This window comes from Cryobacterium fucosi (assembly GCF_004403515.1).
Classification (GTDB): domain Bacteria; phylum Actinomycetota; class Actinomycetes; order Actinomycetales; family Microbacteriaceae; genus Cryobacterium; species Cryobacterium fucosi.
Genome location: NZ_SOHH01000095.1, coordinates 1 through 12304, shown reverse-complemented (window position 1 = coordinate 12304; position 12304 = coordinate 1). Strand labels below are relative to the sequence as shown.

9 protein-coding genes are annotated in these 12304 nt (G+C 68.7%); 4 read left to right on the top strand and 5 right to left on the bottom strand.

What is annotated here, in order from left to right; translation table 11 throughout:
• Positions 1 to 23: 23 nt before the first annotated feature.
• The 3 genes from E3T48_RS17435 to E3T48_RS13735 all read right to left on the bottom strand — a co-directional run bounded on the left by E3T48_RS17435 (position 24) and on the right by E3T48_RS13735 (position 2034).
• Positions 24 to 146, bottom strand: a complete 123-nt coding sequence (locus E3T48_RS17435; protein ID WP_255455834.1) for a hypothetical protein — start codon at positions 144 to 146, stop codon at positions 24 to 26.
• 91 nt (positions 147 to 237) lie between these two features.
• Positions 238 to 603, bottom strand: coding sequence for an ArsR/SmtB family transcription factor (locus E3T48_RS13740; RefSeq protein ID WP_241986820.1), 366 nt, complete (start codon positions 601 to 603; stop codon positions 238 to 240).
• Positions 604 to 846: 243 nt separating this feature from the next.
• Positions 847 to 2034, bottom strand: a complete 1188-nt coding sequence (locus E3T48_RS13735) for a cysteine desulfurase family protein (RefSeq protein WP_134524606.1) — start codon at positions 2032 to 2034, stop codon at positions 847 to 849.
• An 81-nt stretch (positions 2035 to 2115) separates the two neighbouring features.
• Here E3T48_RS13735 and glgX point away from each other — a divergent pair, with 81 nt between their 5' ends.
• The gene (glgX, locus tag E3T48_RS13730) at positions 2116 to 4158 is read left to right on the top strand and encodes a glycogen debranching protein GlgX (protein WP_134524605.1); all 2043 of its coding nucleotides are present in this window, start codon (positions 2116 to 2118) and stop codon (positions 4156 to 4158) included.
• A 23-nt stretch (positions 4159 to 4181) separates the two neighbouring features.
• The gene (ybaK, locus tag E3T48_RS13725; protein ID WP_134524604.1) at positions 4182 to 4676 is read left to right on the top strand and encodes a Cys-tRNA(Pro) deacylase; all 495 of its coding nucleotides are present in this window, start codon (positions 4182 to 4184) and stop codon (positions 4674 to 4676) included.
• Between the two features lie 22 nt (positions 4677 to 4698).
• On the opposite strand, the gene glgP is transcribed toward ybaK, so the two are convergent.
• Positions 4699 to 7284: an alpha-glucan family phosphorylase gene (gene glgP / locus E3T48_RS13720; protein WP_134524603.1), complete on the bottom strand. Its 2586-nt coding sequence runs from the start codon at positions 7282 to 7284 to the stop codon at positions 4699 to 4701.
• A gap of 195 nt (positions 7285 to 7479) precedes the next feature.
• Here glgP and E3T48_RS13715 point away from each other — a divergent pair, with 195 nt between their 5' ends.
• Together E3T48_RS13715 and glgB are read left to right on the top strand one after the other, a co-directional pair.
• Complete coding sequence (locus E3T48_RS13715) at positions 7480 to 9474, top strand: alpha-1,4-glucan--maltose-1-phosphate maltosyltransferase (RefSeq protein ID WP_134524667.1); 1995 nt, start codon at positions 7480 to 7482, stop codon at positions 9472 to 9474.
• A gap of 77 nt (positions 9475 to 9551) precedes the next feature.
• Positions 9552 to 11807, top strand: a complete 2256-nt coding sequence (gene glgB / locus E3T48_RS13710; RefSeq protein WP_241986819.1) for a 1,4-alpha-glucan branching protein GlgB — start codon at positions 9552 to 9554, stop codon at positions 11805 to 11807.
• 256 nt (positions 11808 to 12063) lie between these two features.
• On the opposite strand, the gene E3T48_RS13705 is transcribed toward glgB, so the two are convergent.
• Positions 12064 to 12304 (bottom strand): transposase (locus tag E3T48_RS13705; RefSeq protein WP_174844175.1); only part of this gene is annotated, 241 nt, incomplete at its 5' end.

Genomic DNA, 12304 nt, shown 5'->3' with positions numbered 1-12304 from the left:
CCGAGCGCGACGGATGCGCCGGGTCAGGGAATATCGGTCAGGGTGTTCTCGACCGAGGCGAGGCGGGTTTCCAGGCGGTCGAGCTTGTCGAGCACGGCCTGGTTGCTCGCTGTGTTCCGTGCGACGAGATCGCGAAGGTCGTCCACTCCGGCGGACTCTGATCTTTTCTCGCGGGAACGCACGGATGCCGCGACGATGCCGGCAATTGCGATCCAGGCGAACAGAGAATGCTTTCCATCAGTGTGAGCTTTCTGTGTCAGATTGGGCCGGGGCGGACGCGGCCGGGGCGGACGCGGCCGGGGCGGACGCGGCCGGGGCGGACGCCACCGCGGCAACGATGCCGGCGACGTCGATAGTGAGGTGGAACGGCACGACCTCGAAGAATTTCAGGGCCGTGCCGCGGTCAGAGAGTTCGAGGTGGCCGGTCACGTAGCCGGCCGCCTCGAGTCGCTGCAGGTGCATATAGAGCAGGGCGCGCGACATGCCCAAGCGGCGGGCGAGTTCGCTCACATGCAGCGACTCTTCCGCCAGTATGGCGATGATCCTGTACCGATGCGGGTTGGCGAGAGCAGCAATCCGGGCGATCTCGTCCTCGACAGTCACGGTGCACTCTCCTTCCCACATCGCCTACCTGTAAGTATTCTCTTACGCATGCAGGCCGAGATGTATACCCTTCGGCACACTCCACCACGGATGCGCCCCTCGGCCGGAACGGCCAACGCGCCATCTGCGCCTCTGCGCGCCAGGCACACTTGGAGCGCAGCGGCGCAACTGGCGCGCTCGAGCCGCGGCCGAGCGTGACGGATGCGCGAGGTCAGGCCGGCCGCACCGGCATCCGCTACAGCGTCAGCGGCCGGGGACCCGGTCGGCCATGCCGGCGCGGGAGGCCTGGGCGTGGGCGGCGGGCAGTGCGACGAGCAGGGCCTCGACGTCGGCCATGGTCGAGGTGCGGCCGAGGGTGATCCGGAGGGCCCCCCGGGCCTCCACCTCGCTGCGGCCCATCGCCCGCAGCACGTGCGAGGGCTCCGGGATCCCGGCCTGGCAGGCCGAGCCGGTCGACACGGCGACGCCGGCGGCGTCGAGCAGGAACAGGAGCGAATCGCCCTCGCAGCCGGGGAAGCTGAAGTGTGCTGTTCCGGGCAGGTGGCGGGCCGGGTCAGGGTCGCCGTTGAGCCGTGCGGTCGGCACCGCTGCCAGCACCCCGTCCACGACGGCCCGCCGGAGCAGGGCGACGCGCGCGTTCTCCCCGGGCAGGTCCTCGCCCGCCGCCGCCGCGGCCACGGCGAAGGCCACGGCTGCCGCGACATCCTGGGTGCCGCTGCGCACCTGCCGCTGCTGCCCGCCGCCGTGCAGCAGCGGCTCCACGGTCGCGCGCCGGGACAGAACCAGCGCGCCGATACCGACCGGGCCGCCGATCTTGTGCGCCGAGACGCTCACCGCGGACACTCCCCCGCGGCTGAGGGAGCGGAAGTCGATCGGGACGTGCCCGTAGGCCGCCACCGCGTCGACATGCACCGGGATGCCGTGGGCCGCGGCGAGCGCGGCGACCTCCGCCACGGGCTGGAGCGTGCCGACCTCGTTGTTGGCGGCGAGCAGCGTGACCAGGGCGATCTCGTCCGGGTGGGCCGCGATCGCGCGGGCGACGGCGGCAGGGCTGACCCGGCCGTGCTCGTCCAGCGGCAGCCAGTCGATCACCGCGCCCTCGTGCCGTTCCAGCCATTCGACGGTGTCGACGGTGGCGTGGTGTTCCCCGCCGGGAACGAGGATGCGTCGCCGGGGCGCCCGGGCCCAGAACAGCCCTTTGATGCCGAGGTTGACCGATTCGGTGCCGCCGGCCGTGAAGACGACCTCGATCGGGTCGCAGCCGACACTGGCCGCCACGGTTTCGCGGGCTTCCTCGAGCATCCGTTTCTTGAGCTGGCCCTGGCTGTGGATCGAGGCGGGGTTGCCCACGACCGTCATCGCTTCGGTGAACGCCGCGATGGCGCCGGGAAGCATCGGTGTCGTCGCGGCGTGGTCCAGGTAGACCGCCATGGGGATCCTCCGCAGGTTTTCGGGCATGGGCAGGTCTGATTGTGGTCAAACCGACCGTCTGTACTCATTACTCTAGAACCCATGACTTCCGGTGATCCCCTGCGCAACCTCGGCGTCCGGCTGGGGGGCAACGGCGGCGAGCTGCGCGTGTGGTCGAAGAACGCCGATTCCATGGAACTGTGCATTTTCGACCAGACCGATCCCAACTGGATCATCAAGACCGTCCCCATGACCAGGGACGCCAACGATGTGTGGTTCGGGCGATCCCGCACCCTCTCCCCCGGCCGTCGGTACGGCATCCGGGTCTCCGGTCCTGCCTCGGCGAAGAACTCCTTCCACCCGGAGAAAATGCTGATCGAACCGTATTCCCGGGGCCTCGTGCGGGTCGGCCCCGACCAGTGGCAGTCATCCGTCGTGGACGGCGGCTTCGACTGGGCCGGGTCGGTCAAACCGAAGACCTCGCTCGACCACACGGTCGTCTACGAGGCCCACGTGCGCGGGCTGAGCAGGCTCAATCCGGCGGTCCCGGCCAACCTGCGCGGGACCTACGCCGGCCTCGCCCACGAGTCGACCATCGGCTACCTGAAGAACCTCGGCGTCACTTCGGTCGAACTGCTCCCGGTGCACGCATTCGTCTCCGAACAGCGCCTGATCAAGCAGGGCCTGACCAACTACTGGGGTTACAACACCTTTAATTTCTTCTCGCCGCACGCCGACTACGCCACCACGGACTCCCAATCCGCCGGCCCGGAGGCCGTGCTCCGGGAATTCAAGGGCATGGTCAAGCTGCTGCACGAGGCCGGCCTCGAGGTCATTCTCGACGTGGTCTACAACCACACCGCTGAGGAAGGCCCGAACGGCCCGGTCAGCAGCCTGCGCGGCATCGACAATGCAACCTACTACCGGCAGAACGACGCCGGCGCGTACATCGATGTCACCGGATGCGGCAACACCCTCAACGTGTCGCACGAGGTGCCGCACCGTCTCGTGCTCGACTCGCTGCGCTACTGGGCGAACGACGTGCAGATCGACGGATTCCGTTTCGACCTGGCCGCGACCCTCGGCCGTGACGGCAACGTCGAGTACCAACGGGACCACCCACTCCTCACGGCGATCCGGACCGACCCCGACCTGGCCGACGTGAAGCTCATCGCCGAACCGTGGGACATCGGGCAGGGCGGCTGGCAGACCGGCAACTTCGTCGACGGCTGGACGGAATGGAACGACCGCTACCGGGACCGGATGCGCTCGTTCTGGCTGACTGACCTCGCCGCGGCGCGCGACGGTCACGCGGGCAGCGGCATCGGACGATTCGCGGCCCGCCTCGCGGGGTCCTCCAACACGTTCTCGGAGGAGCGCGGGCCGCTCGCCTCGTTGAACTTCATCACCGCCCACGACGGTTTCACGATGGCAGACCTCACCGCCTACAACGTCAAGCACAACGTCGGCAACGGCGAGTCGAACCGGGACGGCACCGACGGCAACAACTCGTTCAACCACGGCATCGAGGGTCCCACCCGGAACACGACCATCCTCACCACCCGCCGGAAGGCCATGCGCAACCTGCTGGCCACGCTCCTCCTCTCGGCCGGCGTGCCGATGATCACGGCCGGCGATGAATTCGGGCGCAGCCAGCGCGGCAACAACAACGCCTACTGCCACGACAGCGAACTCACCTGGCTGAATTGGGACCTGGACGACTGGCAGGTCGACCTGCACCGGGTCAGTCGGCGCCTGCTCGAACTGCGCCGGGAGAACCCGGCCCTCCGGCCGGTGCGATTCGGTCGCCCGGGGGAAACAACCCTGAGCGCCAGCGAAATGGACTGGTACAACGCGCTGGGCGATTCGATGTCCGAGGAGGACTGGCATTCGTCGAATGAGCGCACGCTGCAGTACCTCGCGGCGAGCACCCCGGAGCACGAGGAATTCAACCGGATCCTGTTGATCGTGCAGGGCCGGGAAGCGGATGTCACGGTGACGCTGCCGAAGCACACGGGAGTGGGCTCGTACACGCTGCTCTGGGACTCGAGCCACGACGACATCACCGATGCCGTGATCGAACATCTCCCTGGCACCCGGCTGCTCGTCCCGGGCGCGTCAATGCAGCTCTTCCGGGCCCACTAACCTCCGTTCCGGGAAACAGGGGCATGGGCAAGCGGGCGGAACACGGTGCGGGAACCCCCGCCACGCTCGCCTTGGAGAAGGCCGGAATCTCCTTCACCCCGCACCTGTACGACCACGACGCCCACGCGACGAACTTCGGACTCGAAGCCGCGGAGAAGCTCGGCCTCGACCCGGCCCGGGTGTTCAAGACCCTCCTCGCCGAGGCGGACGGCGCCCTCATCGTCGGCATCGTGCCGGTCACCGGCCAGCTCGACCTGAAGGCGCTGGCCGCATCCGTCCGCGCGAAGAGGGCCGTCATGGCCGATCCGAGGACCGCGGAACGCAAGACCGGCTACGTCGTCGGCGGGATCAGCCCGATCGGACAGAAGACATCGTTGCCGACGGTCATCGACGAGGACGCCCAGCTCTTCGACACCGTCTTCGTCTCGGGCGGTCGCCGCGGTTTCGACATCGAACTCGCCCCGGCCGACCTTGCCCGGGTGACCGACGCCGTGTTCGCGGCGATCTCCCGCGGTTGAACGCCGGTCTCCCCCCGCCGGCTCAGCCGGCGACGGCGATCAGACCCATCTCCGCCGGGCTGATCAGCAGATCGTTGCGGGGCACGACCCGCACGGTGTAGCCGAACGCGCCGCCGCGGTCGAGCTGGACCATGCCGGTGAACAGGGTCGCGCTGCCGGGGGCCGGACTGCCTGTCGTCTCCTGGTCCGGATCGATCGCGGCATCGAGGGCCAGGGTGCTGACGTCGCTCAGCTCGTCGTTGCCCAGGCTCTTCCCGTAGACGACCTCCACGGTCACGTCGCCCGGCTCCAGGCCGTTCAGTTGCACGTGGGCGCGCAGGTGCAGCTCGTCGCCGACCTGCGGCACGGTCGCGACGCCGCCCGATTCGACGTGGGCCACGGCCACCCCAGGCCAGGCCGCGACGATCCGGCCCTTCCAGACAGCCAGCTCGCGCGCGGCACGGTAGTTGTCGGCGGAGAGCCTGGCCTCGGCCTGGCCGGCCGGGCGGTAGAGCTTCTGAACGTACTCCCGCACCATCCGGCCCGCGTTCAGCTCGGGGGACAGCCCGGCGAGGGTGTGCCGGATCGACGACACCCACCGTTCGGGCACGCCGTCGGCGTTGCGGTCGTAGAACCGGGGGGCGACGTGGTGCTCGATCAGCTCGTAGAGCGCGTCTGCCTCTATCCGGTCGCGTTCGGCGGAATCGCCGGCGGCGTCCGCGGACGGGATCGCCCAGCCGTTCTTGCCGTCGTAGTATTCCGGCCACCAACCGTCGAGGATCGAGAGGTTGAGCGCGCCGTTCAGGGCCGCCTTCATCCCGGACGTGCCGCAGGCTTCGAGGGGCCGCAGCGGGTTGTTGAGCCAGACGTCGGTGCCCGGGTACATCAACTGGGCCATGCCGATGTTGTAGTCAGGGAGGAACGCGATCCTGGTGCGCAGTTCAGGATCGGCCGCGAACTGTACGACCTTCTGGATCAGGCGCTTGCCTTCTTCGTCCGCGGGGTGGGACTTTCCGGCGATCACGATCTGGATCGGGTGCTCGGGGTGCAGCAGCAGCGCACGGAGCCGTTCGGGGTCGTGCAGCATCAGGGTGAGCCGTTTGTAGGTCGGGACCCGGCGGGCGAAGCCGATGGTGAGCACGCTCGGGTCGAAGACGTTCTGGGTCCAGGACGGCACGATCCCTCCCGGGTTCTGTGCGAGCCAGGCGGTCGCAATCCGCCGGCGCGCATCCTCGACGAACTGGAGGCGCATCTGGCCGCGCACCTGCCAGAGGTCGTCGTCTGACACGGCGTCTGACGCCCAGTCGGCCTCGGAGGTGTCGCTGGTGCCGAGGCGGTGCTGGGCGAGCGCGAGGAGCGCGGGGTCGGTCCACGTCGGCGCGTGCACGCCGTTGGTGATCGAGGCGATCGGCACGTCTTCCGCGTCGAAGCCCGGCCAGAGTCCCTTGAACATCCGCCGGCTGACCTCGCCGTGCAGCTTGGACACGCCGTTGGCGCGCTGCCCGAGGCGGAGGCCCATCAGCGCCATGTTGAAGACGTCGGGCGACCCGTCCTGGTAGTTCTCGGCGCCCAGGGCGAGGAGGTCGTCGACCGCCACGCCGGGCAGCAGGTCGGTCTCGAAGTAGCGCCGCACCAGGCTCCGATCGAACCGGTCGATGCCGGCCGCGACGGGCGTGTGGGTGGTGAAGACCGTTCCGGCACGGGCGACCTGCAGAGCCTCGGAGAAGCTCAGGCCCTCGCCGATCAGGCTGGAGATGCGCTCCAGGCCGAGGAATCCGGCGTGGCCCTCGTTGGTGTGGAACACCTCGGGGTCCGGGCGCCCGTTGAGGTTGCTCCACAGCTTGACGGCGCGCGCGCCGCCGATTCCGAGGAGCAGTTCCTGCAGCAGGCGGTGTTCGCCGCCGCCGCCGTAGAGACGGTCGGTGACCAGCCTCAGGTCGTCCGCGTTCTCCGGGATGTCGGTGTCGAGCATGAGCAGGCGGATCCGGCCGACCATGGCCTGCCAGACCCGGGCGTGCAGCGTGCGGTTGTCCGGCAGGGCGAGCGACACCTGCACTGCCGAGCCGTCGGCCCGGCGCAGCACCGACAGCGGCAACCCGTCGGGGTCGAGGAGCGGGTAGCTTTCCATCTGCCAGCCGTCGGGCGAGATCGCCTGGCTGAAATAGCCCGCCCGGTAGAACAGGCCGACGCCGACCAACGGCACGCCGAGGTCGGAGGCGCTCTTCAGGTGGTCTCCGGCCAAGATGCCCAACCCGCCCGAGTACTGCGGCAACGCGGCGGCGATACCGAACTCCGGGGAGAAATACGCGATCGACTCGGGCTTCTCGCCCTCGAGGCCCTGGTACCAGCGCGGCTGCTCGAGGTAGTCCCTGAGGTCGCCGCAGATGGAGTTCACCCAGGACACGTAGTCGTGGTCGCGGGAGAGCGTCTCGAGCCTGGCCGGATCGACGGACCCGAGCAGCGCCACCGGGTCGGCGCCGACCTCACGCCACAGCTCGGGGGCTATGTGCTCGAACAGCTGGCGGGTCGGCTGATGCCAGGACCAGCGCAGGTTGCCCGCCAGCTCATCGAGCGCTGCAAGCGACTCGGGCAGGACGGTACGGACGGTAAATTTGCGGATCGCCTTCACGCACCTAAGCCTAGGGCCGGGATGTGCCCATTGCGTCAATGCGGACCGCACCGGGCCGACATTTCGCGCTACGGTCAATACGTGGCTAAGACAGTAAAACGCGCAGGCGCGGCTCCTGAATCCTCCGGTGCGACCCTGACCATCCCGAAGACCAGCACCACGGCGGCACGGCAGGGGGTGGGGGCGACGCCTGCGATGACGCGGATCGGGCGCATCCCGATCCTGGACCTCTCCCCGCAACTGCCGGACAACCTCTGGCCCGTCAAGGCGTTCGCGGGCGAGGTCGTGCCTTTCGGCGCGACGGCGTTCCGGGAGGGCCACGACCTGATCGGCGCCATGCTGTTGCTGACCAGCCCGGACGGCACGCTGACCCGGCACCCGATGAGCCCAGGCGCACCGGGAACCGACCGTTGGGAAACCGAGGTCCTCCTCGGCAGCCAGGGCCGGTGGCAGTACCGCGTCCGCGCCTATGCCGACGAGTGGGCGACCTGGCACCACAACGCGTCGGTGAAGATCCCCGCGGGGATCGACGTCGAGCTCATGTTCCTGATCGGGGCGGAGATGCTCGCGACCGCGGGCACCGACACGGGCCGGCCGGTGGCCGAGCGGCGCCTGTTCACGACGGCGGCGAAGACCCTGGGCGACGTCACCGCATCCGTCGATTCACGCTTCACCGTCCTGTCTGACCCCAAGCTGCTCGCGGCCGTCGCCGTGCGACCGATCACCGGCCTCGAGTCGGTCTCGGAGCCGCGCACGATCCTGGTCGAACGCACCCGCGCCGGCGTCGGCTCCTGGTACGAGTTCTTCCCCCGCTCGGAGGGGGCCGTGCGCCGCGAAGACGGTTCCTGGCAGAGCGGCACCTTCCGCACGGCCGCGAAGCGTCTGCCGGCGGTGGCCGCCATGGGGTTCGACGTGGTCTACCTGCCGCCCATCCACCCGATCGGCCGCGCCTACCGCAAGGGGCCGAACAACACCCTCCATGCCGGCCCGGACGACCCAGGATCTCCCTGGGCGATCGGCTCCGCCGAGGGCGGACATGACGCCATCCACCCTGACCTGGGCACCCTGGCGGACTTCGGCTTCTTCCTCGACGCGGCGAAGGAGAGCGGCGTGGAGATCGCGATCGACCTGGCGCTCCAGGCCTCCCCCGACCACCCGTGGGTGACGGAGCATCCGGAGTGGTTCACCACTCTGCCTGACGGTTCTATCGCCTACGCGGAGAACCCGCCGAAGAAGTACCAGGACATCTACCCGATCAATTTCGACAACGACCCGGCCGGCATCCGCGCCGAGGTGCTGAGGATCGTGCGGCACTGGATCGCCGCCGGGGTGAAGATCTTCCGCGTCGACAACCCGCACACCAAGCCGCTCGACTTCTGGGAGTGGCTGATCGCCGCGGTCGCCGAGGAGGCGCCCGACGTGTTCTTCCTGGCCGAGGCGTTCACCCGCCCGGCGCTGCTGCAGGGACTGGGGAAGGTCGGTTTCCAGCAGTCGTACACCTACTTCACCTGGCGGAACACGAAGGAGGAGCTCGAGGAGTTCTTCGACGGTCTCGCCCATCAGACGGCCGACTTCGTGCGCCCCAACCTGTTCGTGAACACCCCCGACATCCTCTCCGAGTACCTCCAGTTCGGCGGCCCGGCCGCGTTCAAGATCCGCGCCGCCCTGGCCGCCACCGCCGCGCCGACCTGGGGCCTGTACAGCGGATTCGAACTCTACGAGTCCGTGGCGCGACCCGGCGCGGAAGAGAACATCGACAACGAGAAGTACGAGTACCGCCCCCGCGACTTCGCGGAGGCGGAGAAGAGCGGCGCCTCACTGGCGCCGTACCTCACCCTGCTCAACCGGATCCGGGCCGAGCACCCGGCCCTCGGCCAGCTGCGCAACCTCGACGTCCACACCAGCGAAGACGAGGCGATGCTGGTCTACAGCAAGTTCCTCGACGCGCCGTTCACCGGCACGGGCGAGCCCGACGCGCTGGTCATCGTCGCGAACGTCGACCCGCACTCGGTGCGGCAGACCGTCGTGCACCTCGACGTCACCCGCTTCGGCATTGCAGAGGGCGCGTCGTTCGAGGTCGAGGACCTGATCACCGGGGCCAGGTGGACCTGGACCGCCGACAACTTCGTGCGCCTCGACGCATTCACCGAACCGGTGCACATCCTGCACGTGAAGGGACCAGTCACATGAAGCACGGCCACCAGGATCCATCCGTTCCGAAGGACGCAGCAGGGGCGAAGGCCCCAGCCGTGACGAAGGCCCCAGCCGTGACGAAGGCCCCAGCCGTGGCAAACGCGGCAACGGCGAAGGATGTCTCGCCGGCGCTGCCCGTCATCCCCGCCCAGATCCTCGAGGCGGTCGCGGAAGGACGCTACTACAACCCGCACGAGATCCTCGGCCAGCACCTGCTGAGCCAGTCGGGCAACGGTCCTCAAACGATCAGCGACCCGCTCACGGTCATCCGTGCCCTGCGGCCGCTCGCCACAGAGGTCTTCGCCATCCTGTCCACCGGCGCGCACATCGAATTGGCGCACCTCGGTCACGGGATCTGGCAGGGCGTGAGCACGCTGGGCCTGCACGACTACACCCTGGAGGCGCGCTACAGCGACGCCCCGACCTGGGTGGTCGACGACCCGTACCGGTTCCTGCCCACCCTGGGTGAACTCGACCTGCACCTGATCGGCGAGGGCCGCCACGAACGCCTGTGGGACGTGCTCGGCGCGCACTACCGGCCGCAAGCCGGCGCGATGGGCACAACGACCGGGACGTCCTTCTCGGTCTGGGCTCCGCACGCGCGAGCGGTGCGGGTGATCGGCGACTTCAACGGCTGGAGCGGCGTGCTGCACTCCATGCGCAACATGGGCAGCACCGGCGTCTGGGAGCTGTTCGTGCCCGGACTCACCGCCGGCTCCAACTACAAGTTCGAGCTGCTCGCCCAGTCGGGCGACTGGGTGCGCAAGGCCGACCCGATGGCCCGGTACACGGAGATACCGCCGAAGACGGCGTCGGTCATCGGCGAGACCCGGTACGAGTGGGCGGATGCCGCCTGGCTGACCGCGCGCGGGGCGACCGACCAGCACGACCGCCCGATGAGCATCTACGAGATGCACGTCGGGTCGTGGCGGCCCGGGCTCGGCTACCGCGACCTCGCGGACGAACTCATTTCCTACCTCGAGGAGCTCGCCTACACGCACGTCGAGTTCATGCCGTTGTCCGAGCATCCGTTCGGCGGCTCCTGGGGCTACCAGGTCACCGGGTATTACGCGCCGACCAGCCGGTTCGGCCACCCCGACGACCTGCGCTACCTGATCGACCGGCTGCACCAGGCCGGGATCGGAGTGATCATGGACTGGGTCCCCGGGCATTTCCCGAAGGACGACTTCGCCCTGGCCCGGTTCGACGGCCAGGCCCTCTACGAACACCCCGACCCGCGCCGCGGCGAGCAGCTGGACTGGGGCACCTACGTCTTCGACTTCGGCCAGAAGCAGGTGCGCAACTTCCTCGTCGCGAACGCGCTCTACTGGCTGGAGGAATTCCACATCGACGGCCTGCGGGTCGACGCGGTCGCCTCCATGCTCTACCTCGACTACTCCCGCGAGGACGGCCAGTGGGAGCCGAACATCTACGGCGGAAACGAGAACCTCGAGGCGATCAGCCTGCTCCAGGAGATCACCGCCACGGCCTACAAGCGCAACCCCGGCACGGTGATGATCGCCGAAGAGTCGACGAACTGGGGCGGGGTGACCGCGCCGACCTCCGGCGGCGGGCTCGGCTTCGGATTCAAATGGAACATGGGCTGGATGCACGACTCCCTGGAGTACATGCAGGTTGACCCGATGTACCGCTCGTACCACCACAACGAGATGACCTTCTCCTTCGTCTACGCCTTCAGCGAGAACTTCCTGCTGCCGATCAGCCACGACGAGGTCGTGCACGGCAAGGGTTCCCTCGTCGCGAAGATGCCGGGCGACTCGTGGCAGCAACTCGCGAATGTGCGCGCCTACCTGTCGTTCATGTGGGCGCACCCGGGCAAGCAGCTCCTCTTCATGGGCCAGGAATTCGGCCAGCGGTCGGAGTGGAGCGAGTCACGAGGCCTCGACTGGTGGATGCTGGACCAGCCGGCCCACCGCGGGCTCTTCAACCTCGTCGGCGCGCTCAACCGCACCTACCGGGACAATCCGAGCCTGTGGGCGCGCGACAACGACCCGGGCGGGTTCGAGCTGCTCGACGGCGGTGCCGCCGCCCAGAACGTGATCTCGTTCCTGCGCTGGGACAACGACGGCAACCCCGTCGCGTGCCTGTTCAACTTCTCCGGGCAGCCGCACACCGGCTACCGGGTCGGACTCCCGTTCGCCGGTGTGTGGGACGAGATCGTCAACACGGACGCGGAGACCTTCGGCGGCTCCGGCGTGGGAAACCTCGGTGCCGTGCAGGCTCTGGCCGAGCCCTGGGCCGGCCGGCCGGCATCCGCAACCCTCACCCTGCCGCCGCTCGCCGGCCTCTGGTTGCGCCTGCGCCGCTGACCCACGTCCGCGAGAGTGCAGAATCGGCCCCTTCAGTTCGCGTGAAGGGGCCGATTTTGCACTCTCGCCGGGAGGAAGAGGGCTGGGCTTTAGCCTCGATCCACCGGTCAGCCTGGTNTAGCCTCGATCCACCGGTCAGCCTGGTTGAGTGAGGCCGCCAACCATTGATCGGGGCTTTCTGCTCGCGGGCATGGCGGTGCGTCCGGCCTTGCTGCCGGTGGTGTTCCTGGTCCTGTTGCGCCGTTCGGCTGGGTGGTCAGATGGTCGCGGTTCGCGGTGGTCCGCAGGCCGCAGTGAACAGCGTTTGCCATCCGGTTTCCCAGGGCCAGCTGCTCGGCAAATGCAGGGCGATTTTCCGGGCCGAGGTCGAGAGGCGTGCCGGGATGGAGATGAGTTTACGGCGGATGGTGCCGCTGCGCGCTTTGCCGAGCTCCGTGCTGGCGAGCGTGCCGATGGCGCGGGAGAGGTTGAACGCGATCGTGGCCAGCACCAGCCAG